Consider the following 26,382-nt stretch of genomic DNA (forward strand, 5'->3'; position numbering starts at 1 on the left):
CGGACTCAACTCAAACGGAAACGCCCGGTGTTGTCGCTGAGGGCCTTGCTGCCGTGGCTCAGGGTGTCCGCGGCCTGGTTCACTGCGCGGGCTCCTTCGAGCAAGCGCACCGCCGCTTGATCGACCTGCTGGATATTGCCGCTGACTTCATCGGCGGTACTGGCCTGTTCCTCCACCGCCGTGGCGATTTGCGCCAGGGTATCGGTGACGCTCTGCACCGCGCTGGCGATTTCCCCAAGCCGTTCACCGAGACCGGTGACCGCTTGTGCATCGGACTCTGCCTGACTGCACGCGACTTGCATCAGGCTGACGGCCTCATTCACGGTGTTGCGCAGGCTGTCGACCGTGCCGGCAATCTGTGCGGTCGACGATTGCGTGCGTTGCGACAGGCTGCGCACCTCATCGGCGACCACCGCAAAGCCACGCCCTTGCTCGCCCGCTCGAGCTGCCTCAATGGCGGCGTTGAGTGCCAACAGGTTGGTCTGCTCGGCGACGCCGCGAATGGTGTCGACCACCAGTTGAATCTGCTGCCCTTGTTCACTGACCCGGCCCAGCGCCGCAGCGGTCTCGTTCAGGCGTTGATTGAGTTGCTGGATGCTCGCGGTGGTGCGCTGGCTGTCACGGCTGCTGTCGGCGGCAATGCGCCGGGTGTGCTGGGCGCTGCCGGACGCCTGTTCGCAACTGTGGGCCACCCCTTGTGAGGTGGCGGCCAGTTGCGTCGCCGCCGCGGCAATCTGGCTGATCTGCAACTGCTGGGCTTCGACTTCGCCCAGGGCGTCGCTGGAGTGATGGTTGAGGGCTTTTACCGCGTTGCTCAGTTGCAGGGTTTCGTGATCCACCCCTTGCAGGCTGGTGCGCAGTTGCACCACGGCGACGTTCAGCGCGGTACTGATGACTGCCAGCTCGTCCCGGCCTTGAACCGGCACTTGCAGGCTCAGATTGCCATCGCGCAAGGCCTCGGCCAGCACCGTGATGCCGCTGGCGCTGCGGCGGATCGAAGCCTGCAAACAGATGAACAGATACAGCGCGGCCAACAGCAGGCAGCCCAACACGGCGGCCACCACAATGAACTGGCGGATCGCTGAGTCGTGGTAGTAATCCAGGCGTTGATCCAGCGACACCAGCGACTGCTGGCGCAACGAGGCGAGGTCGGAGAGCAGGGCATCGAGACTGCGTTCGAAGTCCTCCGGCTTGAGGTTGATGCTGCCGCCGAACACGCCGTCATCCAGCACCTTCAGGCCTGCATCGAGGCGCTTGAGGCTGGCATGGTATTGCCCGGCCCAGGTTTGCAGGGCGCTGGGCAGACGCGCTTCGAGCAGGCCTGCGGTTTTCACCAGCTGCTCGCGCGCATCGCCGATGCGGCTGCGCAAGTCGCGCAGTTGCAGACGGCTTTGCAGGGTGAACTGCCCGGACACTACCGACGCCTGACCCACCGCCGCGAGCCGACCGACCCGTTCGATCAGGTCTGGCGCATGCTGGGTGGAGATCTGCGTCAGCAAGTAGGTTTCCAGCCACGGCGCCAGCGTCAGGCGATTGTCCATGGCGATCTGCTCGCGCAAGGCTTGCAGGGCGCTCAAGGCGTTGGTGAAGCGATCATAGCCGTCCGGCCACCAGCCGACATTGCTCAGGCTTTTTGAGTCGAGGCCACCGAGGGCGGTTTGCAGGGCCTGGTAGCGCGTCAGGGTTTCGCCCTCGACGTTTTCTTTTTGCAGGGCATTGCCCAGTTCGGCAGTGGCCTGGCTGACGGCGGGTTGAACCGCATCGAAGGCGGCCATCGCGGCGAGTGTGGCCGGCGTTGGCTGGCGATTGGTTTCCGTGGCGCGCCATCGGGCGGCGCGATCGCGCTGGGCGGCGAGCAGGTCATCCAGCGCATCGAGCGCAAGCAGTTGCCGCACCCCGGCGCGTTCGCCGGCGATCAGGTTGAGTTTGTCGCGATAGTCCTGGCCGATCATCCACAGGCTGCCGGCCAGCGGCAGGATAAACAGCAGAAACAACAGCTGGAATTTACGTGCGAAGCCAAAACGCCCCAGCAGCCCGATCCCCGGTGATAAAAAAGCCTGCATGCCCCAAGACTCCTCTGGACACCACGCACTCTTGGCGTGCGTCGGAGGTTGTCGCCCCCCCCCGACTCGTGCCCTCTAAAAAGGCCTCGAAAGTTCACCCTTGTCCGCTCTGTAGGCCGACTCTGTAGCGAAACTTCCCATTGTCGGTCTCCTTTGTAAGGAATCCGCGTTCAAGCCGACAAGGAAGGCAAGATTCAGACCATGGCTTTGCGCCATCAAGGTTGTGGCGATGAAAATCGAAGTCGTTAGCAGGCTAAGGGGATGGCGTTGTCGCACTGAAAAATGGCACATTGACGCACCTGCACGTTTGTACGTCCTGTGGTTTGGAAACTCCCATGGCTATCAGCAACACCCAGATCGGCTCAGTGCCGGCGTCCGCTACGCCCCAAAGCAGTCCCCTGGTGATGCGCATCATTGGCGCGGTAGCGCTGGCGCATTTGATCAACGACCTGATCCAGTCGGTGCTGCCGTCGATCTATCCGATGCTCAAGGCCAACTATGGCCTGACCTTCACCCAGGTCGGCCTGATCACTCTGACGTTCCAATTGACGGCCTCGCTGCTGCAGCCGTGGGTCGGTTACTACACCGACCGCCATCCCAAGCCGTGGTTGTTGCCGGCGGGGACGGTCTGCACCCTCGTCGGCATTCTGATGATGTCGGTGGTCGCCAGTTTCCCGCTAATCCTGTTGGCGGCGGGGCTGATCGGCATCGGTTCATCGACCTTCCACCCGGAAGCGTCCCGCGTGGCGCGCCTGGCTTCGGGCGGGCGCTTCGGGCTGGCGCAATCAACCTTCCAGGTCGGCGGTAACGCAGGCTCGGCATTCGGCCCGTTGCTGGCGGCGGCGATCATCATTCCCTACGGTCAAGGGCACGTGGCCTGGTTCGGCCTGTTCGCGGTGTTTGCGCTGTTCGTGCTTTATCGGATCAGCCGCTGGTACGCCAACCACTTGAACCTGTTCAAGCTCAAGCAAGGCCAGGCGGCGACTCACGGCCTGTCCAAGGGCCGAGTCACCAGTGCGCTGGTGGTGCTCGGGTTGCTGGTGTTCTCCAAGTATTTCTACATGTCGAGCCTCACCAGCTACTTCACCTTCTACCTGATCGAGAAGTTCGACCTGTCGGTGGCCAGTTCGCAGTTGCACCTGTTCCTGTTTCTGGGCGCGGTCGCGGCGGGGACATTCTTTGGCGGACCGATCGGCGACAGGATCGGGCGCAAGGCGGTGATCTGGTTCTCGATCCTCGGCGTTGCACCCTTCACATTGCTGCTACCCCATGTCGACCTGTTCTGGACCAGCATCCTCAGCGTAGTCATCGGCTTCATCCTCGCCTCGGCATTCTCGGCCATCGTTGTGTATGCCCAGGAACTGGTGCCAGGCAATGTCGGGATGATCGCCGGGGTGTTCTTCGGTCTGATGTTCGGCTTCGGCGGGATTGGCGCGGCGTTGCTCGGGCATCTGGCCGACACACACGGCATCGAATATGTGTACTACCTGTGCTCGTTCCTGCCGTTGTTCGGGGTGTTGGCGATCTTCCTGCCGCGTACGAAGAAGTCCTGATCCAACACATTTCCCAGTGTAGGAGTGAGCCTGCTCGCTCCTACAGTTGAACGGTGAAAATCTCAGGCACAAAAAAGCCGCGTATCAAACGCGGCTTTTTTTTGGGCGGTGTGGTTTACACGTTGAAGCGGAAGTGCATCACGTCGCCGTCTTTGACGATGTAGTCCTTGCCTTCCAGGCGCCATTTACCGGCTTCCTTGGTACCGGCTTCGCCCTTGTACTGGATGAAGTCGTTGTAGGCGATCACTTCGGCGCGGATGAAGCCTTTTTCGAAGTCGGTGTGGATCACGCCAGCGGCTTGTGGTGCGGTGGCACCGACGCGCACGGTCCAGGCGCGGACTTCTTCGACACCGGCGGTGAAGTAGGTCTGCAGGTGCAGCATTTCATAGCCGGCGCGGATCACGCGGTTCAGGCCAGGCTCTTCGAGGCCCAGAGCTTCGAGGAACATGTCTTTCTCTTCGCCGTCATCGAGCTCGGCGATTTCCGCTTCGATCTTGTTGCACACCGGTACAACCACAGCGCCTTCTTCTTCGGCGATGGCTTTGACGATGTCCAGCAGCGGGTTGTTCTCGAAACCGTCTTCTGCGACGTTGGCGATGTACATGACCGGCTTGGTGGTCAGCAGGTGGAAGCCCTTGATCACCGCTTTTTCGTCGGCGCCCATGTTCTTCATCAGAGTGCGCGCCGGCTTGCCTTCGGTGAAGTGAGCGATCAGTTGCTCCAGCAGGCCTTTCTGGACCACTGCGTCCTTGTCACCGCCCTTGGCGTTGCGCGCGACTTTCTGCAGTTGCTTCTCGCAGCTGTCGAGGTCGGCGAAGATCAGTTCCAGGTCGATGATTTCGATGTCGCGTTTCGGGTCGACGCTGTTGGAGACGTGAATCACGTTCTCGTCTTCGAAGCAGCGGACCACGTGGGCGATGGCATCGGTTTCACGGATGTTGGCCAAAAACTTGTTGCCCAGGCCTTCACCTTTCGATGCGCCGGCGACCAGGCCCGCGATGTCGACGAATTCCATGGTGGTCGGCAGGATGCGCTTTGGATTGACGATGGCTGCCAGGGCATCCAGACGCGGATCCGGCATCGGCACGATACCGCTGTTCGGCTCGATGGTGCAGAAGGGGAAGTTTTCGGCCGCGATACCGGATTTGGTCAGGGCGTTGAACAGGGTGGACTTGCCGACGTTAGGCAGGCCGACGATGCCGCAATTGAATCCCATGGTGTTTCCCCTCGGGTAAAAGTCAGGCCTTCTGGCTGTGCAGGTTTTTCATCGCGCGGTTCCATTCCCCGGCGAGGATATCCGGCAGCACGCCGAGGGCAAAGTCGATGCTGGCATCGAGTTTTTCCTGTTCGGCGCGTGGCGCACGACTCAGGACGAAATTTGAAACCATACTGGCAACGCCCGGGTGGCCAATGCCAAGCCGCAAGCGGTAGAAGGTATTCTGATTGCCCAGTTGCGCGATGATGTCGCGCAACCCGTTGTGACCGCCATGGCCGCCGCCCTGTTTGAGTTTGGCAACGCCCGGTGGCAGGTCGAGTTCGTCGTGCGCCACGAGGATTTCTTCAGGCTTGATGCGGAAGAACCCGGCGAGTGCCGCTACGGCCTGGCCGCTGCGGTTCATGTACGTGGTGGGAATCAGCAGGCGAACATCCTGACCCTGATGCGAATAGCGCCCGGTCAGGCCGAAATATTTGCGGTCCGCCACAAGGTTCACGCCTTGTGCGTTCGCGATGCGCTCAACAAAAAGGGCCCCTGCGTTATGCCGGGTCTGTTCGTATTCAGCGCCTGGATTTCCCAGGCCAACGATCAGTTTGATGGCAGTCACGATAGGGGCCCTTCCTTGGAGTGGTGGATAACATCGCCGCAATCAGGGAGAGCGGCGAAAGTGGACGAAAATAGCTCATTTACCATGATGTAAACTCCGCGTTCTCGCCCGCTTTCTCGCTATGCTCTAGTCCGCGATGTTTCCGGTCACTCCGGCGTACAGAGTAATATTACTCTGCAGCGCCTTCTGCAGCTTCTGGAGCAACACGTGGAGCGTGGACGTTGGCAACAGCCTTGTCATCGCCGTGTGCCAGGGCCACGAACTCAACGCCTTTAGGAGCCTTGAGGTCCGACAGGTGAATGATCGAACCGATTTCAGCGTTAGCCAGGTCGACTTCGATGAACTCAGGCAGATCTTTCGGCAGGCAGGAAACTTCGATCTCGGCAACAACGTGCGAGATTTCGCCGCCTTTCTTGGTCGGTGCTTCTTCGTTGATGAAGTGCACTGGAACGATAGCGGTCAGTTTCTGGCCAGCGACTACGCGTACGAAGTCAGCGTGCATCACGTGGCCTTTGGCCGGGTGACGTTGCAGGGCTTTGATCACGACGTTCTGCTTGGTGCCACCAATGTTCAGCTCGATGATGTGGCTGTAAGCCGCTTCGTTTTCGAGCAGTTTGGCAACTTCTTTGGCCAGCATGCTGATGGATTCAGGGGCTTTTTCGCCACCGTAAACTACAGCTGGAACCAGGGCGGCGAGACGACGCAGGCGGCGGCTCGCACCTTTCCCCAGGTCGGAACGCACTTCAGCATTCAGGGTAAAATCGTTCATGTTGTATCTCCAAAATAACCACATTCGCCCCAGCGTTTGCGACCAGCGCTAAAGGCGATATGGGCAAAAAAGCCCCGCCCCGACAGGAATGCCGGGGCGGGGCGCTTTTCGTCAACGAGACATTTCGAGAAGGGCAGGGCCCTTAGCGGAACATCGCACTGATCGATTCTTCATTGCTGATGCGGCGAACCGCCTCGGCAACTACCGGCGCGATATCCAGTTGACGGATACGCGAGCAGGCTTGTGCAGCAGCGGACAACGGGATGGTGTTAGTCACCACCAGTTCGTCCAGCATGGAATTTTCGATGTTTTCGATCGCCCGACCCGACAGCACAGGGTGTGTGCAGTAGGCGAAAACCTTGGCAGCGCCATGCTCTTTCAGGGCCTTGGCCGCGTGGCACAGGGTGCCGGCGGTATCGACCATGTCATCGACCAGAATACAGGTACGCCCTTCGACATCACCGATGATATGCATCACTTCAGAGTGATTGGCTTTCTCACGGCGTTTGTCGATGATCCCGAGATCCACGCCCAGGGATTTGGCAACTGCACGTGCACGCACGACGCCGCCAATGTCCGGGGACACGATCATCAGGTTTTCGAAGCGCTGATCTTCGATGTCATCCACCAGAACCGGGGAGCCGTAGATGTTATCTACCGGAATATCGAAGAAACCCTGGATTTGGTCAGCATGCAGATCAACCGTGAGAACACGGTCGATGCCGACTACGGTAAGCATGTCAGCGACGACTTTCGCGCTGATAGCCACACGTGCGGAACGCGGACGGCGATCCTGACGGGCATAACCAAAGTAAGGAATAACAGCAGTGATACGAGTAGCCGAGGAGCGGCGGAAGGCATCAGCCATCACTACCAGTTCCATCAGGTTATCGTTGGTCGGAGCGCAAGTCGGCTGAATAATGAAAACGTCTTTACCGCGAACGTTTTCATTGATCTCGGCGGTAATTTCGCCGTCGGAAAATTTACCGACAGAGATGTCACCGAGAGGGATATGCAGCTGACGTACGACACGCCGAGCCAGATCGGGGTTAGCGTTCCCCGTAAAGACCATCATCTTGGACACGCGCAGTACCTGAAGGCTGAGGGTAACCTGGATGAGTATAGGAAAATGGCAGGGGCGGCTGGATTCGAACCAACGCATGGCAGGATCAAAACCTGCTGCCTTACCGCTTGGCGACGCCCCTGTATCTGTTGCAACGATTACCCAGTAATCGGTTCCTTTAGAGCAGACTTTGCAGCTTGCGATGCAACATCGAAACGTTGCTTCCTTTTGCTACAAACCCTGTAAGGGTCTCTGTAAGAAGGGCCGAGACTTTATCAGCTTCAGCTTTGCTTGGGAAGCCCCCAAACACACAACTTCCAGTTCCGGTGAGTTTTGCTTCGGTAAATTTACCTAACAAATTCAAAGCGTTACGTACCTCTGGATAACGCCTTGTTACCACCGGCAAGCAGTCATTTCGACTGTTTCCCTTGGGAACGGGGCGCACTTTAATGGGAGGAGTGTTACGTGTCAACAACGGATCTGAAAAAATTTCTGCCGTACTTACAGAGACTTGCGGCACCAGCACCAGATACCACGGTTCTTCCGGGTCGACAGGGGTCAGTTTCTCCCCCACGCCCTCGGCGAAAGCCGCGTGGCCACGTACGAAAACCGGGACGTCTGCGCCCAGCGTCAACCCCAGCCCGGCCAGGCGATCCTCATCCCAGCCCAATTGCCACAGATGGTTCAAACCCAGCAATGTCGTTGCCGCATTCGAGCTGCCGCCACCGATGCCACCACCCATGGGCAGGATCTTTTCGATCCAGATATCGACGCCCAGCGAGCAAGCGGATTGCTCCTGAAGTTTTCTGGCGGCCTTGACGATCAGGTTACTGTCGTGGGGGACGCCCGGGAATTCGGTGTGCAATTGAATGACACCGTCGTCGCGCAGGGCATAGGTGATTTCGTCGCCGTAATCGAGAAACTGAAACATCGTTTGCAGTTCGTGGTAGCCGTCTTCACGGCGACCCAGAATGTGCAGCATCAAATTGAGTTTGGCCGGCGAGGGCAGCGTCAGGCGATTGTCTGGCATTTCACTGCCCCAATTTGCGCGGTTGCCAAGTCTTGATCACCAGCGTGACATCCAGGTCGGTGCCATGCAGTTTGATCCGTTCGGGCAGCCAGTAACCGTTCAGTTGGGTATATTCGGTGTATTCGACCTGCCAACCGTCCTGTTCGAGACTGGCCAAACGACTGTCGCCGTCCAGGGTCAGGCGGCTTTTGCTGTCCGGAGCCGGGAGCCCGCGCACCCACCAGGCCAGGTTGGACACCGGCAATTTCCAGCCCAGCTGTTCTTCGAGCAGCACTTCCGGGTTCGGCGCGTCGTAGCGCCCCTGGTTGGCGACTTCCAGCGACACCTTGCCCGGACGTCCGGTAAGGCGAGCCGCGCCGCGGCCCAGTGGTCCGGACAGGCGAATGTCGTAGTAATCCTGGCGCTGCAACCAGAACAGCGTGCCGCTGCCCGAATCTTTCGGTGCGCGAATGCCGATTTTGCCGTCGATCTGCCAGCCATCAAGGCCCGCAAGCTGTTGTTTGTGCTCACGCCATTGGGTGGCGTTGCCATGACCCACGACCGATTCGCGGGGACCCAGGCCTGCGCAACCGGCGAGCAGGGCGATAAAACTGAAAACGATGAAATGGCGCAAAAACATAATCTTAAAGAGTCTCTGATCCGGTCAGGCGTTTGATGGTGCCGCGCAAGGTCGGGCTGTCAGGCTGTTCCTTGAGGAACTTGCCCCAGACTTGTTTCGCTTCGCGCTGTTTGCCATTGGCCCACAGGACTTCGCCCAGGTGAGCGGCGACTTCCTGGTCGGGGAAGCGTTCCAGGGCCTGGCGCAGCAGGCGCTCGGCTTCGTCGAGATTGCCCAGGCGGTAATTCACCCAGCCAAGGCTGTCGAGTACCGCTGGGTCTTCCGGACTGATCTGGTGCGCCTGTTCTATGAGGGCCTTGGCTTCGGCGTAGCGCGTGGTGCGGTCGGACAGGGTGTAGCCGAGGGCGTTCAATGCCATGGCGTTGTCCGGGTCGCGCTTGATGATCGTGCGCAGGTCTTTTTCCATCTGCGCCAGGTCATTGCGTTTTTCCGCCTGCATGGCGCGGGTGTAGAGCAGGTTCAAATCGTCCGGATATTGCTGCAAGGCTTGTTGCAGAACGTTCCATGCCTTGTCGCCCTGATTGTTGGCGGACAGGGTTTCGGCTTCGATGAGGTACAACTGGATCGCGTAATCCGGTTGCTCGTCGCGCTCTGCCGCCAGTTTGCGTTGGGCTTCGGCGGTCCTGCCGTTGTCGATCAGGATGTCGGCCTGACGCAATTGCGCCGGCAGGTAGTCGCTGCCCGGGCCAACCTTGGCGTACTCGATCAGCGCGCCTTGCGGGTCGTTCTGTTCTTCGGCGATGCGGCCGAGGTTCAGGTGCGCCGAGTCGACGTGGCTTTCGCGGGCGATCAGGTCTTCAAGATAACCCTTGGCCTCGTTCCAGGCCTTGGCTTCCAGGCAGACCAGTGCCAGGGAGTAACGCAGTTCGTCGTCTTCCGGGTATTGCTGGACCAGGCTCGAGAACTCGGCCTTGGCGTCGTCCATGCGGTCCTGTTCAACCAGCATCCGCGCGTAAGTCAGGCGCAGGCGCTTGTCGTCCGGGTATTTCTTGATGCTTTTTTGCAGCAGCGGCAAGGCCTCGTCACCGCGATTCAGGGTTTGCAACAGCCGCGCGCGCAGCAGGATCGGCGCGATTTCGCCGTCCTCCGGCGGATTGTCTTCCAGTAGCTTCAACGCGCCTTTGGCGTCGCCGTCCTGTTGCATCAGCAAGGCCTTGCCGAAAATCAGCTGGCTGTTGTCCGGATGACGCTGCAACAAACGATCGAAGCTTTGCATCAAGCCATTGCGGGTGTCCTGGTCGGTGTCGGCCGCGGACAGCGCAAGGAAGTCGAAATGGGTGTCGCCCTTGCCTTGCAGGACTTTCTCCATATAGACCATGGAGTCGTCATAACGCCCGGCGCGAGCCAGTTGCACGGCGGCGGCGCGTTGCGCTTCGAGGTCGTCGGGGGCGTTCCTGGCCCAGATCAGCGCGGTATCCAGGGCTGCCTGATCGGCGCCCAGATATTCGGCGATACGAAATGCCCGCTCGGAGATGCCCGGATCCTGGGTATTGATGGCCTGGGTCACATAGTTGTCCAGAGCAATGTCGAAACGATTGCGTTGGCCAGCCAGTTCGGCACTCAACAGGCTATAGATGGTTTCCTCGCTGAATGAGCTGTAGACCTTGGGCTTTTCAGGGGCCGGGGTGCTGTCTTCAACCGGCGGCGCACCGTCCGACGAAACGGGTGCCAAGGCCTGGCAGCCGCTGAGGAAGACAAGAGCGAGGAGCAACGCGGAGGATCTATTCATATAGGAAGAGGACGACTAACCTGCGGTCGGATCATCATGACACAAGCTTTCGGCCAAACATAACCGGCCCGGCAATTTACCTGCCAACCCGATCCGGATCACCCTGATGGTCGTGTAAACGAGAACTGCTCGCAACCCGCGGCAGCGCCTGATGGCGCAATAGATATCGAGTAGTTGTTCTGATTCCGTCGAAGTAGGACAATTACCGGCTTCACGTCACAATCAGCGACTTTGAATGGCCTTCCTTGCACTCGGTATTAACCACAAGACTGCTTCAGTAGACGTCCGCGAGCGCGTGGCTTTTACCCCTGAGCAGCTGGTTGAGGCCTTGCAGCAGCTCTGCCGACTCACCGACAGCCGCGAAGCTGCGATCCTCTCCACCTGCAATCGCAGTGAACTCTATATAGAACAGGATCACCTGTCGGCGGAGATCGTGCTGCGCTGGCTGGCCGAATATCATCATTTGAGCTACGACGAGCTGCGCGAAAGCGCCTATGTGCATGAAGATGATGCGGCAGTTCGTCACATGATGCGGGTGGCTTCCGGGCTCGACTCGCTGGTGTTGGGCGAACCGCAGATTCTCGGCCAGATGAAATCCGCCTATGCCGTGGCCCGCGAGGCCGGGACTATCGGGCCATTGCTCGGGCGCTTGTTCCAGGCCACGTTCAATGCGGCCAAGCAGGTGCGCACCGACACGGCCATCGGCGAGAACCCGGTGTCGGTGGCGTTTGCCGCGGTGAGCCTGGCCAAACAGATTTTCAGCGACCTGCAACGCAGCCAGGCCTTGTTGATCGGCGCCGGCGAGACCATCACCCTGGTCGCCCGCCATCTGCATGACCTGGGTGTAAAGCGCATCGTCGTCGCCAACCGTACCCTGGAGCGCGCGAGCATCCTGGCCGAACAGTTCGGTGCCCATGCGGTGTTGTTGTCGGATATTCCGGCAGAACTGGTGCGCAGCGATATCGTCATCAGTTCCACCGCCAGCCAGTTGCCGATCCTGGGCAAGGGTGCAGTGGAAAGCGCCTTGAAACTGCGCAAGCACAAACCGATCTTCATGGTGGATATCGCTGTTCCCCGCGACATCGAGCCAGAAGTCGGCGAGCTGGACGACGTTTACCTCTATAGCGTCGACGACCTCCACGAAGTGGTCGCCGAGAACCTCAAGAGCCGTCAGGGCGCAGCCCAGGCCGCCGAAGAGATGGTCTCGGTCGGCGCCGAAGATTTCATGGTCCGCCTGCGCGAGTTGGCGGCGGTGGACGTGCTCAAGGCCTATCGTCAACAGAGCGAACGCCTGCGTGACGAGGAATTGCAAAAGGCCCAGCGCATGCTGGCCAACGGCACCAGTGCCGAAGAGGTGCTGGTGCAACTGGCCCGCGGGCTGACCAACAAACTGTTGCACGCACCGAGCGTGCAGTTGAAAAAGCTCTCTGCCGAAGGTCGCCTGGATGCGCTGGCGATGGCCCAGGAACTCTTTGCCCTCGGTGAGGGCTCATCGGATAGCTTTTCGGATAAAAAACCGCAATGAAAGCGTCACTGCTCAATAAGCTGGATATCCTCCAGGACCGTTTCGAGGAATTGACTGCCCTGCTGGGCGACGGCGAGGTCATTTCCGATCAGAACAAGTTCCGCACCTATTCCAAGGAGTACGCGGAAGTTGAACCGATCGTGGGCGTCTATAAAGAACTGCTGAAAGTGCAGGACGACCTCGAAGGCGCCCAGGCACTGCTCAAGGACAGCGACCCGGACATGCGTGAAATGGCCGTGGAAGAAGTCCGCGAGGCCAAGGAACGCCTGGTCACGCTCGAAGCCGATCTGCAACGCATGCTGCTGCCCAAGGACCCGAACGACGGACGCAACGTGTTCCTCGAGATCCGTGCCGGTACCGGCGGTGACGAAGCGGCGATCTTCTCCGGCGACCTGTTCCGCATGTATTCGCGTTACGCCGAGCGTCGTGGCTGGCGGGTGGAGATCCTCTCGGAAAACGAGGGTGAACACGGCGGCTATAAAGAGGTGATTGCCCGGGTCGAGGGTGACAACGTCTACGGCAAACTGAAGTTCGAATCCGGCGCGCACCGTGTGCAGCGGGTTCCGGCGACCGAGTCCCAGGGCCGCATCCACACCTCGGCCTGCACCGTGGCGGTACTGCCCGAGCCGGACGAACAGGAAGCCATCGAGATCAACCCGGCTGACCTGCGCGTCGACACCTATCGCTCCTCCGGCGCCGGTGGCCAGCACGTCAACAAGACCGACTCGGCGATCCGTATCACGCACTTGCCGTCCGGCATCGTGGTCGAGTGCCAGGAAGAGCGTTCGCAGCACAAGAACCGCGCCCGGGCGATGTCCTGGTTGTCGGCCAAGCTGAACGATCAGCAGACCAGCGCCGCAGCCAACGCCATCGCCAGCGAGCGCAAGTTGCTGGTCGGCTCCGGCGACCGTTCCGAGCGCATCCGCACCTATAATTTTGCCCAGGGCCGGGTCACCGACCACCGGGTCAACCTGACCTTGTATTCCCTCGACGAGATTCTCGCCGGCGGCGTCGAGGCGGTGATCGAGCCGTTGCTGGCCGAGTACCAGGCCGATCAACTGGCAGCGATAGGTGAGTAAATGACGATCATTGCCAGTTTGTTGCGCGCCGCCGATTTACCTGACTCGCCGACGGCGCGTCTGGATGCTGAACTGCTGCTGGCGGCGGCCTTGGGCAAGTCCCGCAGTTTCCTGCACACCTGGCCGGAGCGCATCGTGCCGAGTGAAGCGGCACTGACGTTCGCCGAATATTTGCAGCGCCGCCGCGGCGGTGAGCCGGTGGCCTATATCCTCGGCCAGCAGGGCTTCTGGAAGCTGGACCTGGAAGTGGCGCCGCATACGTTGATCCCGCGCCCGGACACCGAGCTGCTGGTGGAAGCCGCGCTGGAACTGTTGCCGGCCACTCCCGCCAAAGTGCTCGACCTTGGCACCGGCAGCGGCGCCATCGCTCTGGCCCTGGCCAGCGAGCGTCCGGCCTGGAACGTCACTGCCGTGGATCGCGTGCTGGAAGCCGTGGCTCTGGCCGAGCGCAATCGCCAGCGTCTGCACCTGAACAACGCCACCGTGCTGAGCAGCCATTGGTTCAGCGCCCTGGAAGGCCAGCGTTTTCAATTGATCATCAGCAATCCGCCCTACATCGCAGCGGCCGATCCGCATCTGGTCGAGGGCGATGTGCGCTTCGAACCGGCCAGCGCCCTGGTGGCGGGTGTCGACGGGCTCGACGATCTGCGCTTGATCGTCGCCCAGGCGCCGGATCATCTGGAGGCGGGTGGGTGGCTGATGCTCGAACACGGCTATGATCAGGCCGAGGCGGTCCGCGATTTGCTGCTGACCCGGGGGTTTGAAGAAGTCCACAGCCGCACCGATCTGGGCGGTCACCAACGCATCAGTCTGGGGCGCCTGCCGTGCTGAATGATCAGGAGTTGCTGCGTTACAGCCGGCAGATTCTGCTGCAACACATTGATATCGACGGCCAGTTGCGGCTCAAGGAAAGCCGCGTATTGATCGTCGGTCTTGGCGGCCTTGGCGCGCCAGTGGCGCTGTATCTGGCGGCAGCCGGCGTTGGCGAGCTGCACCTGGCGGACTTCGACACGGTCGACCTGACGAACCTGCAACGCCAGATCATTCACGACACCGACAGCGTCGGCATGACCAAGGTCGATTCGGCAATCAAGCGTCTGAGCGCGATCAATCCCGAGATCCAGCTGATCGCCCATCGTGCGGCGCTGGACGAAGACTCCCTGGCCGCCGTGGTGGCCGGGGTGGATCTGGTCCTCGACTGTTCTGACAACTTTTCCACCCGTGAAGCAGTCAATGCCGCGTGCGTGTTGGCCGGCAAACCGCTGGTCAGCGGCGCGGCGATTCGCCTCGAAGGGCAACTGTCGGTGTTCGACCCGCGTCGGCCGGAGAGTCCTTGCTACCACTGTTTATACGGGCACGGCAGTGAAGCCGAATTGACCTGTAGCGAGGCCGGTGTGGTCGGTCCGCTGGTGGGGCTGGTCGGCAGTCTGCAAGCGCTCGAAGCACTGAAGTTGCTGGCCGGATTCGGCGAGCCGCTGGTGGGGCGCCTGTTGTTGATCGATGCCTTGGGCACGCGCTTCCGTGAGTTGCGGGTCAAGCGCGATCCGGGTTGCAACGTCTGTGGGTCGAAACATGCGTGAAGCGCCGATTGGCGTGTTCGACTCCGGTGTCGGCGGGCTCTCGGTACTGGCCGAGATCCAGCGATTGCTACCCAATGAGTCTCTGTTGTATGTCGCCGACTGCGGGAATATTCCCTACGGCGAAAAAACTCCGGAATTTATCCAGCACCGTTGCAGCGTGATGGCCGACTTCTTTCGGCAACAGGGCGCCAAAGCCCTGGTGCTGGCGTGTAACACGGCGACGGTGGCCGGTGTCGCCGACTTGCGTCGCGACTATCCAGAATGGCCTATCGTCGGCATGGAGCCGGCAGTCAAGCCGGCCGCCGCCGCAACCCGCTCTGGCGTGGTAGGGGTGCTGGCCACCACCGGTACCTTGCAGAGCGCCAAGTTCGCCGCATTGCTCGACCGCTTCGCCACGGACGTAAAAGTGATCACCCAGCCCTGTCCCGGGCTGGTGGAGCTGATTGAAAGCGGCGACCTGGGCAGCTCCGAGTTGCGCCAGCTGTTGGCCGGGTATGTTCGGCCACTGCTGGCCGCCGGCGCGGACACCCTGATTCTCGGCTGTACCCATTACCCCTTTCTCAAGCCGTTGCTGCGGCAGATGATCCCCGATGACATCAGCCTGATCGACACCGGTGCCGCCGTCGCACGGCAACTTCAACGTCTGCTGGCCGAAGGCGAGCTGCTCGCCGAGGGCCCGGTCCGTGAAGCGCAGTTCTGGACCAGCGCTGATCCGCTACATTTCAGAAATATCTTGCCGATACTGTGGAATACCTCTGGTGTTGTGCGAAGCTTCAACAGGTAGAAGGCTGTCCGGGGGGAATACGAAGAGTCGGGTGAACTTCTGATAAATCGCTGACTTCTATAGTTTTGCAGGGTTTGGCAACAAAAAAACCATACGAAATCGTTCACAAAAGGAAGTTTCAAGTGAAGCGACTATTCTGCTTGGCCGCGATTGCGGCCGCACTGATGGGGCACACTTTTACCGCGCAGGCGGCAGGTGTGGAGTTCGCGGTTGGTCAGACCAGCGATTCGACCATGACGTATCGACTGGGCATGCAATTCGATTGGGACCAGAGCTGGTGGCAGAGTGACGTTGGTCGTCTGACCGGTTACTGGAGCGGCGCCTACACCTACTGGGAAGGCGACAAGACCTCCAGCAATAACAGCCTGTCTTTCTCCCCGGTATTCGTTTACGAGTTTGCCGGCCAGAACGTCAAGCCCTACGTTGAAGCAGGCATTGGTGTGGCGGCGTTCTCCAATACGCGAATCGAAGACAACAACCTGGGCAGTTCTTTCCAGTTTGAAGACCGGTTCGGTTTTGGTCTGCGCTTCAATGGCGGCCACGAAGTCGGGGTCCGCGCGACGCACTATTCCAACGCAGGGCTCGCCAGTTCCAACGACGGTGTAGAAAGCTATTCGCTGCATTACACGTTGCCGTTGTAATTGCATCCCCCTGTAGGAGCGAGCCTGCTCGCGATGACGGTGTGTCAGTTGCCAGCTTAGTTGGCTGACAGTCCGCAATCGCGAGCAGGCTCGCTCCTACAGGAGCTGTGTTGTTTTCCCGTTCAGCGATACGCCGTCGAAATCCCCTGGCGTTCGTCGATGCACTCCGGTGCGCCCATTTCGAACTCCCGGCAGATCAGTGGGCGTTTTTCGTAGATGGTGCACATCATCGTGTTGCGATCCAGCGCGGCACACCAGCCGTCATCCAGGCGCAGCATCACTTCCCCGCCCCAGTCATCGGTATCGATGAACCGTTCAGGCACACCCGTATCGGTGATCAGCATGACTTCGAGCTGGCAGCAGCAGGCTGCGCAGGTCGAGCAGGTGACCGCGGGTTCCGCGATTTGCGTATGGGGGATGGTTTTCATGGCGCGCAGTGTAAGGCAGTCACCGGGTGCTGTGTGAAAGGTCTGACGGACGCTCAAGTATCGGAACGTCCCGGATGCCGCTACCGATAATGGAGATTTTCAGGGTTGATCCTTGATCGGTGGCTGGCCGCGCACCATGGGTTTGCCGATCTCCAGTTTCACTTGCTCCGGCCATTTGGCGAGTGGCCAGAGGGTGGCCATGAACGCTGCCGGGAAAGCGATTTCCAGCGGGCGCTCCTTGAGTTTTTCGAAGATGTGCCGAGCAGCTTTCTCCACCGGCCAGCTCAAGGGCATGGAAAACTCGTTCTTCGCCGTCAGCGTCGTTTCGACAAACCCGGGGTTGATCACTGTGAGCTCTATGCCTTCAGGGGCCAGGTCGATGCGCAGGGATTCCAACAGGTAACGCAGTCCGGCCTTTGAGGTGCCATAGGCTTCTGTCTTGGGCAGCGGCAGGTAAGTCACCGTACTGGCCATGGCGATCATATGCGGTGCGGTGCCGGCCCGCAGCAAAGGCACAGCGGCGTCGATACAATAGCTGCTGGCCAGCAGGTTGGTACGCACCACATGCTCCACAATCGACGCATCGAACTGTTTGGCATCCACGTACTCGCAGGTGCCGGCGTTGAGTATCACGGTGTCCAGCGAGCCCCAGTCTTCGGCAATCCGCTCGCCGATCTCGCGTACGGTCTGGCTGTTGGTCAGGTCTCCGGCAACCACAAGCACTTGCCCCGGGTAACGGAGCGACAAGTCTTTCAGGGGGGCCACGTTGCGCGAACTGACGGCCAGGTGCGCACCGGTTTTCAGGATTTCTTCGGCCAGGGCAGCACCGATGCCGCTGCTTGCACCGGTCAGCCAGTATCGTCGTGCGAGTGTACGACTCATCCCAATCTCCTTTTCAACCGGGTAATTGCCCGGCCCAATTCGGGTAAATGTTCATAATGCAAAGCCCCGGCATCGAAGTCATCCCGGTGGCGGTAATTTATGACCCAACGGCGGCGTATTGCCGCGAGGGCAGGTTTTTGAATGCCATCAACGCACGCGTACGGGAAGTACTCAAGTCGACGATCGGTGAAGGGTAATCCACAACACCGAAAAGGCCGCCGAGAATGGCGGGGTTGTGCACGTCTTTTTTATTCAAGCCGGCCAGTTCCGGCAGCCATTGCTTGATGAACACGCCTTCGGGGTCGAATTTTTCCGACTGGCTCAGCGGGTTGAAAATCCGGAAGTAAGGCGCCGAGTCGGTGCCGGTGGAGGAACTCCACTGCCAGCCACCATTGTTCGCCGCCAGGTCGCCATCGATCAGGTGACGCATGAAAAAGCGTTCGCCTTCGCGCCAGTCGATCAGCAGGTTCTTGGTCAGGAACATCGCCACCACCATGCGCAGGCGGTTGTGCATCCAGCCGGTTACCAGCAGTTGGCGCATGGCGGCGTCGATGATCGGCAAGCCTGTACGCGCCTGTTGCCAGGCGGCCAGTTCTTCGGGGGCGTTGCGCCAGGCCAGCGCTTCGGTTTCCGGACGAAACGCGCGGTGCCGGGAAACCCGTGGGTAGCCCACCAGGATATGTTTGTAGAACTCGCGCCACAGCAGTTCGTTGATCCAGGTGACGGCGCCGGTCTTGCCGCTTTCGAATTCACCCTGATTGTTGTTCAAGGCGGCGTGCAGGCATTGGCGGGGAGAAATCACTCCGGCGGCCAGATAGGCCGAAAGCTGACTGGTGCCGGTTTTTGCCGGGAAATCGCGTTCGCTTTGATAGTGATCGATCTGCGCATCGGCAAAATGGTCGAGGCGATGCCGGGCTTCGGTCTCGCCAGCCGGCCACAGGCTGCGCAGGTTGTCATCGGGCGTTGCGAAACCCTCGATACTTGCGGGGATCGTATCGCCGGCAATGTTCAGCGGCGCTTGTTTGTGCGGTGCGCGGACCAGGTTGGGCAGCGAGTGATGCAGTCGTTCGTAGCAGACTTTTCGGAACTGGCTGAAGACCTGAAAGTAAGTGCCGGTCCGGGTCAGCACGCTCCCGGGCTTGAACAGCAATTGATCGAGGTAGCGGCGAACTTCGATGCCTTCGGCCTGTAGCGTCCGGGCAACTGCTGCATCACGACGGGACTCATGGATGCCGTATTCCTCGTTAAGGTGCAACGCGTCGACCTGCCACTCTCGGCACAGGTTCAGCAATACGCTGGGTGCGTCATCCCAACGCGATGCCTGGCGGATCAGCAGGGGAATGTTCAGTTCACCCAGTTCGCGGCTCAACTCGCGCAGGTTACGCAGCCAGAAGTCCACTTTGCAGGGCGCATCGTCGTGTTCCAGCCAATGTTCCGGACTCAGCAGATACACCGCCACGCACGGGCCGCGAGCCGCGGCAGCCGAGAGGGCGGTGTTGTCATGTAGGCGCAAGTCACTGCGCAGCCAGATCAATTGCATTTTGGTGTCCACGCTATTCATTTAAATCAGCCGGTGCTGAACGAGTGCCTGATGTGCCGACAACGGATCTTCGGCCAGGTACAAGTCAGCGATCTCGGCAACATTGACGGACAACTCGGCGTGGTGGATGCATACCGTTGGTCCGGCAATCATTTTTGGGCAACTGATTCCTTTCAATAGTTTCGGCAGTTGCATCAGGTTCAAGGCTTTGCTTGAGTACAGCAGAACCCCACGGGGTTGCAGAAGTTCGACCGCCAATGCCAATTCTCCGACAGGCAGCGGTCCGTCGAAGACCTCCACCGGGCAATCCGCGCTGCTGATCAGCCAGGCCGTGAGCCACAGATGCGGCTCCATGGGCCGGTCCGAGTGGTTGACCAGCAGCATCGGCGCGGTGCGCAACTGACGATTGTTGTGGTAGATGCGCGCACCGAACTTGCTGCGCAACCAGGCACAAAAAAAGCCTCGCTCCATCTGCGCTCCGAACTGGCCTTGCCAGCGTTGCTCCAGAGCGGCCAGCAAGGGCATCAGCAAGTGCTCGCACAGGGTTCGCGGCGGATATAGCGCCATGGCCTGATTGACGCCGTCATCCAGGGCGCGCTCCTGCAATCGGCTGACCGCCTGCTGCAACGTTTGCAGCAAGGCGTGCCAATCGTTGTCGACGGACTCGCTGAAGGCTTGCGGCGTGTCGAGCAATGGCTTGACCTGGCTGACGGCAACGCCACGGTTGAGCCAGGTGAGGATGGTCTGGATGCGTTGTACGTGGTCGGCCGAGAACAACCGGTGGCCCTTGGGTGTGCGTAGCGGCACGATCAGGCCGTAGCGCCGCTCCCAGGCGCGCAAGGTCACGGCATTGACCCCGGTTTGCCGCGCCACTTCACGGATCGGCAGCCAGCCTTCGTCCAACGCCTTTTTAAAGTCATCGCCGAGGTCTTCGCGGGCGCTGGTGTCGAGTGCTTTTTTCATCAGATGGCGTTTCGCAGGCTGAGGTTTTCCGGGTGCGGTTGCAGGTAAATCTGCTGTGCGATGTACGGGTCGGGGTGTTGGCGAAAGTGATGCTTGAGCAGTGTCAGCGGCACCACCAGCGGCACGATGCCCAGGCGGTACTGGCTGATCACGTGCTGCACTTCCTGCTTGTCTTCGCTGTTGATGGCCTGTTTCAAGTAGCCACTGAGGTGTTGCAGGACGTTGGCGTGAGTACGGCGGGTGGCGCATTTTTTCAGTGCCACCATCAGTTCGCTGAAATAGCGGGGGCCCACCTCCCGCGGATCGTTTTTACCCATGTTGCCCAACAGGTGACCCAGCGTTTTGTATTGCACCGGGTTATGGGCCATCAGCAGGTATTTGTAGCGCGAGTGAAAGTCCGTGAGACCGCGCCGGGTCATGCCCTCCTGGCGCAGCTGCTGCCAGGCGCTGTAGGCGAACACACGGGTGAGGAAGTTTTCCCGCAGCACCGGATCGTTGAGCCGACCGTCTTCCTCCACCGGCAGGTCCGGGTGCCGCAGGCAGAAGGCCCTGGCGTAGATCCCGCGCCCGTCTCTGTCGGCCCGTGCGCCGCTGACGTGGTAGACCTTGACCCGCTCCAGCCCGCAGGACGGGGAGTTTTGCATGAAGATGTAGCCGCAAATATCCCCCAGTTGCGCTGCCATGTCCCGGCCGTAGGCGGCCAGCGGTTGCGTCACGTTTAGCCCGTGGTCGAGGCTGCCCACGGCTTCGGGTTGATCCGCACTGCCCACCAGCCGAATCGGTTGACGGGGTACGCCCAGGCCGATGGCCACTTCCGGGCAGACCGGGATGAAATCGAAGTAATCAGTGAGGGTGCGGCTGCACAGCCGCGACTCCTTGTGCCCACCGTTGTAGCGCACGTCGAGCCCCATCAGGCAGGCACTGATGGCGATTTTCGGTTTGGCGGAAGAGTGGAGCATCAGAGCACCTCGAATCTAAACTTGTACAAAAATTAGGATCTGTACAAGATAACTTCATCATAGATTCGAAGTTATACAAGTCAATATTTTTGTATAGCTTTTCTGGCGGGCTGCTGCCAGGACGACAGCAGCGATTTACTCGGATCGATGCTCTTTACTGCAGGTGCGCATGCAAACGGCGGGCGGCTTCCTGACCGCTGAGCCAGGCTCCTTCGACGCGTCCGGACAGGCACCAGTCGCCACAGGCGTACAGCCCCAGGTCGGCATCGGCCAGGGTGCCCCATTCGTGACTGCTGGCGGGGCGGGCGTAGAGCCAGCGGTGGGCGAGGCTGAAGCTCGGCGCGGGCATGGAATCGTGCAGCAGTTCGGCAAACGCGCCGTGTAACTGTTCGATCACCGCTTCCTTGGACAAATCGATGTGCTGGCGACTCCAGGCGCTGGTGGCGTGCAGCACCCAAGTGTCGAGGGTGTTGTCGCGCCCGGGTTTGCTGCGGTTGCGGGCCAGCCAGTCGAGTGGGCTGTCCTGGACGAAGCAGCCTTCCATGGGCGTATCCAGCGGCGTTTCGAACGCCAGAGCGATGGCCCAGGTCGGGTCCATTTTCACCCCGGCGGCGGCCCCGGCGAGTTTCGGCGCCGATGCCAGCAGAGCCGTGGCCTGTGGGGCCGGCGTGGCGATGACCACGTGGCTGAACGGACCGTGGGTGAAGCCTTCGGCGTCCTGCAGGTGCCAGTGTTCTTCACCGCGATAGACCTCGGTGATCCGACAGGCGAAATGCACTTCGAGGTCACCGAGCAGGGCGCGGGTGATGGCGCTCATGCGGGGCGTGCCGACCCAGCGAGTCTGCTCGTCCGGCGACAGGTTGAGCTGGCCGCCATGGTAGGTGTACAGCTGCGGCGCCCATTCGGCGACCCAGCCTTCGGCCTGCCAACGCTGAACTTCCGTGACAAAGCGGCGGTCGCGGGCGGTGAAGTATTGCGCGCCCATGTCCAGGGCACCCGCATCGCTGCGCTTGCTCGACATGCGCCCGCCGCTGCCGCGACTTTTATCGAAAAGTTGAACCACATACCCAAGGGCCGTCAGGGCCTGGGCGGCGGAGAGTCCGGCAATGCCGGTGCCGATGATTGCGATAGGTACAGTCATAGGGGCCTCGTTTACCTTTCTGTACAGACTACGCCGGGGTTAAAACCTGTACAATATTGTTTGATGGTATAACTTTTAGCGTTCTTGATTTGATAGCTTGGCCTATTGTTAAACATAGAGCCTGCTCGATACCAAAGATCCCTGCTTATAAAAATAGACTAATGGACAAGGTAAAACGCCACGCGAGGAAGAAGTCATGCACATATTGCTGACCGGCGGTACTGGTTTGATAGGACGTCAGCTCTGCCGGCACTGGTTGGGCCAGGGTCATCGTCTGACAGTCTGGAGCCGCCAACCTGAAAATGTCGCGAAAATATGTGGTGCCCAAGTGCGTGGAATTGCCCGGCTGGAGGATCTCGGGCAGGAGCCTGTCGATGCAATTATCAATCTTGCCGGTGCGCCGATTGCCGCCCGGCCCTGGACGCACAAACGTAAAGCCCTGTTGTGGAGCAGTCGCATCTCGCTGACTGAAACCCTGCTGGCGTGGCTGGAAAGCCGCGATCAGAAACCCCGGGTGCTGATCTCCGGTTCCGCTGTCGGTTGGTATGGCGACGGTGGCGAACGTGAGTTGACCGAAGAGTCGCCACCGGTCATCGATGATTTCGCCAGTCAGTTATGCATCGCTTGGGAAGAGACCGCCCAGCGGGCTGAAGCGTTGGGTATTCGCGTCATCCTTGTTCGTACCGGGCTGGTTCTATCGGCCGAGGGCGGCTTTTTGTCGCGGCTGTTACTGCCGTTCAAGCTGGGCCTGGGAGGCCCGATCGGCAACGGCCGGCAGTGGATGCCATGGATTCATATCGACGATCAAATCGCCCTGATTGATTTTCTTCTGCATCGCAACGAGGCCGGCGGTCCCTATAATGCGTGCGCGCCGAAGCCGGTGCGCAACCGCGAGTTTGCCGAGGCGCTGGGCAGCGTACTGAATCGCCCGACGTTCATGCCGATGCCGGCCTTCGCATTGAAGGTGGGGCTGGGCGAGTTGTCGCTGTTGTTGCTGGGCGGTCAGCGCGCCACTCCGGTGCGCTTGTTACAGGCTGGTTTCACTTTTAAGTTCACGGATTTGCGCGCGGCTCTGGACGATCTGTCCGGTCGCCTTTGAAATAGGACGTTGCATGACCGATCACGCGTTGCTTCTGGTCAACCTGGGTTCACCTGCCTCCACCTCGGTGGCGGATGTGCGCAGTTACCTCAATCAATTTCTGATGGACCCGTACGTGATCGACCTGCCATGGCCGGTTCGACGGCTGCTGGTGTCGCTGATCCTGATCAAGCGTCCCGAGCAGTCGGCCCATGCCTATGCCTCGATCTGGTGGGACGAGGGCTCGCCGCTGGTGGTGCTCAGTCGTCGCTTGCAACAAGCGATGACCCGTCAATGGCAGCACGGCCCGGTCGAACTGGCGATGCGTTATGGCGAGCCGTCGATTGAGTCGATGCTGGTGCGCCTGGTCGCGGCGGGGCACAAGCGAATCACCCTGGCGCCGCTATATCCACAGTTCGCCGACAGCACCACGACTACGGTCATCGAAGAGGCCAGGCGCGTGGTGCGCGAGAAAAATCTCGACGTGCAGTTGGCGGTACTCCAGCCGTTCTACGACCAACCGGAATACCTCGATGCGCTGGTGGCCACGACCCGGCCGCATTTGCAGCAGGATTTCGATCACTTGCTGATGAGTTTTCACGGGTTGCCGGAACGGCATCTGAAGAAGCTCAATCCCGGTCACAGCTTCGAGGGCGGCGGTGATTGCTGCGCCGGGGCACCGCCGGAGGTGGTCGCTACCTGTTATCGCGGCCAGTGCCTGCGTACGGCGGCAGAGTTTGCCAAGCGCATGGGGCTGCCGGAGGGCAAGTGGTCGGTGTCGTTCCAGTCGCGTCTGGGGCGCGCCAAATGGATCGAACCCTACACCGAAGCGCGCCTCGATGAGTTGGCCAAGAGCGGCGTGAAAAAGGTTTTGGTGATGTGCCCGGCGTTCGTTGCCGATTGCATCGAAACACTGGAAGAAATCGGTGATCGCGGTAAGGAGCAATTCCGCGCAGCGGGGGGAGAAGACCTGGTGCTGGTGCCGTGCCTCAACGATGACCCGCATTGGGCGCGGGCGTTGAGTGCGTTGTGCGAGCGAGCACCGGTGGTGCTTTAAAAGCTTCGCGAGCAGGCTCGCTCCCACGGTTGGAATGCATTCCCCTGTGGGAGCGAGCCTGCTCGCGATAGCTATCTGGCGCTATAAGTATCTCAAGCAGTTAGATCAGCGGCTCCTGCGCCTTCTTGTGCTTCCAGCTGTCATTGCCCGGCAGGATCAGGTTCAAGCCAATCGCCACCACCGCGCACAGCGCGATGCCCTTGAGGCCGAAATCGTCCGGCCCGGTGCCGGTGCCGATCAGCACGCCGCCGATCCCGAATACCAGAGTCACCGACACAATCACCAGATTGCGCGCCTCGCCCAGATCGATCTTGTGGCGGATCAGCGTGTTCATCCCCACCGCCGCAATCGAACCGAACAACAGGCACAGAATCCCGCCCATCACTGGCACCGGAATGCTTTGCAGCAGTGCGCCGAACTTGCCGATGAACGCCAGGCTGATGGCGAAGATCGCTGCCCAGGTCATGATCTTCGGGTTGTAGTTCTTGGTCAGCATGACCGCACCGGTCACTTCGGCGTAGGTGGTGTTGGGCGGGCCGCCGAACAGACCGGCCGCCGTGGTGGCAATGCCATCGCCGAGCAGGGTACGGTGCAGGCCGGGCTTCTTCAGGTAATCGCGACCGGTCACGCTACCCACGGCAATCACGCCGCCGATGTGCTCGATGGCCGGGGCCAGGGCTACCGGAACGATGAACAGAATCGCCTGCCAGTTGAATTCCGGCGCGGTGAAGTGCGGGATGGCGAACCACGGCGCCGCCGCAATCTTCGCGGTATCGACCACGCCGAAGTAGAACGCCATGCCAAAGCCCACCAGCACGCCGGAGATGATCGGCACCAGGCGGAAGATGCCCTTGCCGAATACCGCGACGATCAGTGTGGTCAGCAGCGCGGGCATCGAGATCATCATCGCCGTCTGGTAATGAATCAATTCACTGCCGTCGCCGGCCTTGCCCATGGCCATGTTGGCGGCAATCGGCGCCATGGCCAGGCCAATGGAGATGATCACCGGACCAATCACCACCGGAGGCAGCAGGCGATCGATGAAGCCGGTGCCTTTGATCTTCACCGCGAGGCCGAGGAAGGTGTAGACGAAACCTGCCGCCATCACGCCGCCCATGGTCGCGGCCAGGCCGAACTGACCTTTGGCGAGAATGATCGGGGTGATAAAGGCAAAGCTCGATGCCAGGAACACCGGCACCTGACGTCCGGTGACGATCTGGAACAGGATCGTCCCCAGGCCTGCGGTAAACAGTGCCACGTTCGGGTCGAGGCCGGTAATCAGCGGCATCAACACCAGGGCGCCGAAAGCCACGAACAGCATCTGTGCGCCGGACAGCACCGTGCGCCAGAGCGGATCGTTGAACTCTTGCTGCATGCTCACGCGTCCTTCTGCTTGGTGCCGAAGATCTTGTCGCCAGCATCGCCCAGGCCCGGGATGATGTAACCGTGTTCGTTCAGTTTTTGATCAATGGACGCGGTGTAGATGGTCACGTCCGGGTGAGCTTTCTCGACCACGGCAATGCCTTCCGGCGCGGCAACCAGCACCATGGCGCGGATGTCCTTGCAACCGGCCTTTTTCAGCAGGTCGATAGTGGCGACCATCGAGCCGCCGGTGGCGAGCATCGGGTCGATGATCATGGCCAGGCGTTCGTCGATCTCCGGGACCAGTTTTTCCAGGTAGGTGTGGGCTTCGAGGGTTTCCTCGTTGCGGGCCACGCCCACGGCGCTGACTTTGGCGCCCGGGATCAGGCTGAGCACGCCCTCAAGCATGCCGATGCCGGCACGCAGGATAGGCACGACAGTAATCTTCTTGCCGGCGATTTTCTCCACCGACACAGTGCCGCACCAGCCTTCGATATCGTAGGATTCCAGCGGCAGGTCTTTGGTGGCTTCATAGGTCAGCAGGGCGCCGACTTCCTGAGCGAGCTCACGGAAATTCTTGGTGCTGATGTCTGCGCGGCGCATCAGGCCAAGTTTATGACGGATCAGCGGGTGGCGGATCTCGAGGATGGGCATGGGAAAGGCTCCGGCGGCGGGCAAAAAAACCGGCCTAGATTAATCTATCCGAGGGTGTTG

General features: G+C 60.4%; 25 protein-coding genes, 1 tRNA gene and 1 pseudogene. 9 read left to right on the forward strand and 18 right to left on the reverse strand.

The features are described 5' to 3' along the window. Nucleotides 1-5: 5 nt before the first annotated feature. On the reverse strand, nucleotides 6-2,063 hold the full coding sequence (locus ACM6J5_RS12465; protein WP_095945267.1) for a methyl-accepting chemotaxis protein: 2,058 nt from the start codon (nucleotides 2,061-2,063) through the stop codon (nucleotides 6-8). A 335-nt stretch (nucleotides 2,064-2,398) separates the two neighbouring features. Here ACM6J5_RS12465 and ACM6J5_RS12470 point away from each other — a divergent pair, with 335 nt between their 5' ends. Then, nucleotides 2,399-3,616 (forward strand): MFS transporter, encoded by a 1,218-nt coding sequence (locus ACM6J5_RS12470; protein WP_150672438.1) that lies wholly within the window; start codon nucleotides 2,399-2,401, stop codon nucleotides 3,614-3,616. A 115-nt stretch (nucleotides 3,617-3,731) separates the two neighbouring features. Here the strand turns inward: ACM6J5_RS12470 and ychF are convergent, their stop codons facing one another. From ychF to ACM6J5_RS12510, 8 genes are all read right to left on the reverse strand, one after another. After that, on the reverse strand, nucleotides 3,732-4,832 hold the full coding sequence (gene ychF / locus ACM6J5_RS12475) for a redox-regulated ATPase YchF (protein WP_218426638.1): 1,101 nt from the start codon (nucleotides 4,830-4,832) through the stop codon (nucleotides 3,732-3,734). Between the two features lie 22 nt (nucleotides 4,833-4,854). After that, on the reverse strand, nucleotides 4,855-5,439 hold the full coding sequence (gene pth / locus ACM6J5_RS12480) for an aminoacyl-tRNA hydrolase (RefSeq protein WP_095945270.1): 585 nt from the start codon (nucleotides 5,437-5,439) through the stop codon (nucleotides 4,855-4,857). 169 nt (nucleotides 5,440-5,608) lie between these two features. Then, on the reverse strand, nucleotides 5,609-6,208 hold the full coding sequence (locus ACM6J5_RS12485) for a 50S ribosomal protein L25/general stress protein Ctc (RefSeq protein ID WP_095945271.1): 600 nt from the start codon (nucleotides 6,206-6,208) through the stop codon (nucleotides 5,609-5,611). A gap of 142 nt (nucleotides 6,209-6,350) precedes the next feature. After that, nucleotides 6,351-7,292, reverse strand: coding sequence for a ribose-phosphate pyrophosphokinase (locus tag ACM6J5_RS12490; protein WP_003208392.1), 942 nt, complete (start codon nucleotides 7,290-7,292; stop codon nucleotides 6,351-6,353). 46 nt (nucleotides 7,293-7,338) lie between these two features. After that, nucleotides 7,339-7,413, reverse strand: a tRNA-Gln gene (locus ACM6J5_RS12495). Between the two features lie 36 nt (nucleotides 7,414-7,449). After that, nucleotides 7,450-8,301, reverse strand: coding sequence for a 4-(cytidine 5'-diphospho)-2-C-methyl-D-erythritol kinase (gene ispE, locus ACM6J5_RS12500; RefSeq protein ID WP_095945272.1), 852 nt, complete (start codon nucleotides 8,299-8,301; stop codon nucleotides 7,450-7,452). Nucleotide 8,302: 1 nt separating this feature from the next. Then, complete coding sequence (lolB, locus tag ACM6J5_RS12505; protein ID WP_095945273.1) at nucleotides 8,303-8,920, reverse strand: lipoprotein insertase outer membrane protein LolB; 618 nt, start codon at nucleotides 8,918-8,920, stop codon at nucleotides 8,303-8,305. Between the two features lie 4 nt (nucleotides 8,921-8,924). Then, on the reverse strand, nucleotides 8,925-10,649 hold the full coding sequence (locus tag ACM6J5_RS12510; RefSeq protein ID WP_095945274.1) for a tetratricopeptide repeat protein: 1,725 nt from the start codon (nucleotides 10,647-10,649) through the stop codon (nucleotides 8,925-8,927). A 235-nt stretch (nucleotides 10,650-10,884) separates the two neighbouring features. On the opposite strand from ACM6J5_RS12510, the gene hemA reads away from it, so the two are divergent. From hemA to ACM6J5_RS12540, 6 genes are all read left to right on the forward strand, one after another. Next, nucleotides 10,885-12,174: a glutamyl-tRNA reductase gene (hemA, locus tag ACM6J5_RS12515; RefSeq protein WP_414928607.1), complete on the forward strand. Its 1,290-nt coding sequence runs from the start codon at nucleotides 10,885-10,887 to the stop codon at nucleotides 12,172-12,174. After that, complete coding sequence (gene prfA / locus ACM6J5_RS12520; protein WP_223461123.1) at nucleotides 12,171-13,253, forward strand: peptide chain release factor 1; 1,083 nt, start codon at nucleotides 12,171-12,173, stop codon at nucleotides 13,251-13,253. The genes hemA and prfA overlap by 4 nt, the downstream gene beginning before the upstream one ends. Then, nucleotides 13,254-14,084: a peptide chain release factor N(5)-glutamine methyltransferase gene (gene prmC / locus ACM6J5_RS12525; protein ID WP_095945277.1), complete on the forward strand. Its 831-nt coding sequence runs from the start codon at nucleotides 13,254-13,256 to the stop codon at nucleotides 14,082-14,084. Then, nucleotides 14,078-14,833: a molybdopterin-synthase adenylyltransferase MoeB gene (locus tag ACM6J5_RS12530; protein WP_414928608.1), complete on the forward strand. Its 756-nt coding sequence runs from the start codon at nucleotides 14,078-14,080 to the stop codon at nucleotides 14,831-14,833. The genes prmC and ACM6J5_RS12530 overlap by 7 nt, the downstream gene beginning before the upstream one ends. Next, nucleotides 14,826-15,617, forward strand: a complete 792-nt coding sequence (gene murI / locus ACM6J5_RS12535; RefSeq protein WP_095945279.1) for a glutamate racemase — start codon at nucleotides 14,826-14,828, stop codon at nucleotides 15,615-15,617. The genes ACM6J5_RS12530 and murI overlap by 8 nt, the downstream gene beginning before the upstream one ends. A gap of 122 nt (nucleotides 15,618-15,739) precedes the next feature. Continuing rightward, nucleotides 15,740-16,258: an acyloxyacyl hydrolase gene (locus ACM6J5_RS12540; protein WP_095945280.1), complete on the forward strand. Its 519-nt coding sequence runs from the start codon at nucleotides 15,740-15,742 to the stop codon at nucleotides 16,256-16,258. A 122-nt stretch (nucleotides 16,259-16,380) separates the two neighbouring features. On the opposite strand, the gene ACM6J5_RS12545 is transcribed toward ACM6J5_RS12540, so the two are convergent. The 7 genes and pseudogenes from ACM6J5_RS12545 to ACM6J5_RS12575 all read right to left on the reverse strand — a co-directional run bounded on the left by ACM6J5_RS12545 (nucleotide 16,381) and on the right by ACM6J5_RS12575 (nucleotide 22,171). After that, nucleotides 16,381-16,686 (reverse strand): YkgJ family cysteine cluster protein, encoded by a 306-nt coding sequence (locus ACM6J5_RS12545; protein WP_007981864.1) that lies wholly within the window; start codon nucleotides 16,684-16,686, stop codon nucleotides 16,381-16,383. 99 nt (nucleotides 16,687-16,785) lie between these two features. Beyond that, nucleotides 16,786-17,568 carry an SDR family NAD(P)-dependent oxidoreductase gene (locus tag ACM6J5_RS12550; protein WP_414928609.1) on the reverse strand — a complete coding sequence of 261 codons (783 nt, stop codon included), beginning with the start codon at nucleotides 17,566-17,568 and terminating at the stop codon, nucleotides 16,786-16,788. Next, nucleotides 17,565-17,663, reverse strand: a pseudogene (locus tag ACM6J5_RS12555) (nuclear transport factor 2 family protein); the annotation flags it as partial. The pseudogene ACM6J5_RS12555 and the gene ACM6J5_RS12550, both read right to left, overlap by 4 nt. 2 nt (nucleotides 17,664-17,665) lie before the next feature. Next, nucleotides 17,666-19,108, reverse strand: a complete 1,443-nt coding sequence (gene phrB, locus ACM6J5_RS12560; protein WP_414928610.1) for a deoxyribodipyrimidine photo-lyase — start codon at nucleotides 19,106-19,108, stop codon at nucleotides 17,666-17,668. 21 nt (nucleotides 19,109-19,129) lie between these two features. Further along, the gene (locus ACM6J5_RS12565) at nucleotides 19,130-20,071 is read right to left on the reverse strand and encodes a MerR family transcriptional regulator (RefSeq protein ID WP_095945282.1); all 942 of its coding nucleotides are present in this window, start codon (nucleotides 20,069-20,071) and stop codon (nucleotides 19,130-19,132) included. After that, nucleotides 20,071-21,030: a YbgA family protein gene (locus tag ACM6J5_RS12570; protein ID WP_414928611.1), complete on the reverse strand. Its 960-nt coding sequence runs from the start codon at nucleotides 21,028-21,030 to the stop codon at nucleotides 20,071-20,073. The genes ACM6J5_RS12565 and ACM6J5_RS12570 overlap by 1 nt, the downstream gene beginning before the upstream one ends. A 154-nt stretch (nucleotides 21,031-21,184) precedes the next feature. Next, complete coding sequence (locus ACM6J5_RS12575) at nucleotides 21,185-22,171, reverse strand: NAD(P)/FAD-dependent oxidoreductase (RefSeq protein WP_095945284.1); 987 nt, start codon at nucleotides 22,169-22,171, stop codon at nucleotides 21,185-21,187. Between the two features lie 196 nt (nucleotides 22,172-22,367). Here ACM6J5_RS12575 and ACM6J5_RS12580 point away from each other — a divergent pair, with 196 nt between their 5' ends. Together ACM6J5_RS12580 and hemH are read left to right on the forward strand one after the other, a co-directional pair. Next, nucleotides 22,368-23,270, forward strand: a complete 903-nt coding sequence (locus ACM6J5_RS12580; RefSeq protein WP_095945285.1) for a TIGR01777 family oxidoreductase — start codon at nucleotides 22,368-22,370, stop codon at nucleotides 23,268-23,270. Nucleotides 23,271-23,283: 13 nt separating this feature from the next. Further along, entirely contained in the window at nucleotides 23,284-24,306 is a 1,023-nt protein-coding gene (hemH, locus tag ACM6J5_RS12585) for a ferrochelatase (protein ID WP_414928612.1), read from the forward strand. Between the two features lie 100 nt (nucleotides 24,307-24,406). Here the strand turns inward: hemH and ACM6J5_RS12590 are convergent, their stop codons facing one another. Further along, nucleotides 24,407-25,681: a uracil-xanthine permease family protein gene (locus tag ACM6J5_RS12590; RefSeq protein WP_095945287.1), complete on the reverse strand. Its 1,275-nt coding sequence runs from the start codon at nucleotides 25,679-25,681 to the stop codon at nucleotides 24,407-24,409. A 2-nt stretch (nucleotides 25,682-25,683) separates the two neighbouring features. Further along, nucleotides 25,684-26,322: a uracil phosphoribosyltransferase gene (gene upp / locus ACM6J5_RS12595; RefSeq protein WP_008045998.1), complete on the reverse strand. Its 639-nt coding sequence runs from the start codon at nucleotides 26,320-26,322 to the stop codon at nucleotides 25,684-25,686. Between the last annotated feature and the right edge of the window lie 60 nt (nucleotides 26,323-26,382).

Source organism: Pseudomonas sp. IT-P74 (genome assembly GCF_949768175.1).
GTDB lineage: Bacteria > Pseudomonadota > Gammaproteobacteria > Pseudomonadales > Pseudomonadaceae > Aquipseudomonas.

Bases quoted from the DNA above. Each gene is read 5' to 3' on its own strand.
- prmC (WP_095945277.1), top strand. From the start codon at position 13,254: ATGACGATCATTGCCAGTTTGTTGCGCGCCGCCGATTTACCTGACTCG.
- ACM6J5_RS12485 (WP_095945271.1), bottom strand. From the start codon at position 6,208: ATGAACGATTTTACCCTGAATGCTGAAGTGCGTTCCGACCTGGGGAAA.
- ACM6J5_RS12570 (WP_414928611.1), bottom strand. From the start codon at position 21,030: ATGCTCCACTCTTCCGCCAAACCGAAAATCGCCATCAGTGCCTGCCTG.
- ACM6J5_RS12510 (WP_095945274.1), bottom strand. From the start codon at position 10,649: ATGAATAGATCCTCCGCGTTGCTCCTCGCTCTTGTCTTCCTCAGCGGC.
- ACM6J5_RS12465 (WP_095945267.1), bottom strand. From the start codon at position 2,063: ATGCAGGCTTTTTTATCACCGGGGATCGGGCTGCTGGGGCGTTTTGGC.
- ACM6J5_RS12580 (WP_095945285.1), top strand. From the start codon at position 22,368: ATGCACATATTGCTGACCGGCGGTACTGGTTTGATAGGACGTCAGCTC.
- ACM6J5_RS12550 (WP_414928609.1), bottom strand. From the start codon at position 17,568: ATGAGTCGTACACTCGCACGACGATACTGGCTGACCGGTGCAAGCAGC.
- ispE (WP_095945272.1), bottom strand. From the start codon at position 8,301: ATGCCAGACAATCGCCTGACGCTGCCCTCGCCGGCCAAACTCAATTTG.
- murI (WP_095945279.1), top strand. From the start codon at position 14,826: ATGCGTGAAGCGCCGATTGGCGTGTTCGACTCCGGTGTCGGCGGGCTC.
- ACM6J5_RS12565 (WP_095945282.1), bottom strand. From the start codon at position 20,071: ATGAAAAAAGCACTCGACACCAGCGCCCGCGAAGACCTCGGCGATGAC.
- ACM6J5_RS12470 (WP_150672438.1), top strand. From the start codon at position 2,399: ATGGCTATCAGCAACACCCAGATCGGCTCAGTGCCGGCGTCCGCTACG.
- lolB (WP_095945273.1), bottom strand. From the start codon at position 8,920: ATGTTTTTGCGCCATTTCATCGTTTTCAGTTTTATCGCCCTGCTCGCC.
- hemH (WP_414928612.1), top strand. From the start codon at position 23,284: ATGACCGATCACGCGTTGCTTCTGGTCAACCTGGGTTCACCTGCCTCC.
- ychF (WP_218426638.1), bottom strand. From the start codon at position 4,832: ATGGGATTCAATTGCGGCATCGTCGGCCTGCCTAACGTCGGCAAGTCC.
- ACM6J5_RS12545 (WP_007981864.1), bottom strand. From the start codon at position 16,686: ATGAAAACCATCCCCCATACGCAAATCGCGGAACCCGCGGTCACCTGC.
- upp (WP_008045998.1), bottom strand. From the start codon at position 26,322: ATGCCCATCCTCGAGATCCGCCACCCGCTGATCCGTCATAAACTTGGC.
- hemA (WP_414928607.1), top strand. From the start codon at position 10,885: ATGGCCTTCCTTGCACTCGGTATTAACCACAAGACTGCTTCAGTAGAC.
- ACM6J5_RS12590 (WP_095945287.1), bottom strand. From the start codon at position 25,681: ATGCAGCAAGAGTTCAACGATCCGCTCTGGCGCACGGTGCTGTCCGGC.
- prfA (WP_223461123.1), top strand. From the start codon at position 12,171: ATGAAAGCGTCACTGCTCAATAAGCTGGATATCCTCCAGGACCGTTTC.
- ACM6J5_RS12575 (WP_095945284.1), bottom strand. From the start codon at position 22,171: ATGACTGTACCTATCGCAATCATCGGCACCGGCATTGCCGGACTCTCC.
- phrB (WP_414928610.1), bottom strand. From the start codon at position 19,108: ATGCAATTGATCTGGCTGCGCAGTGACTTGCGCCTACATGACAACACC.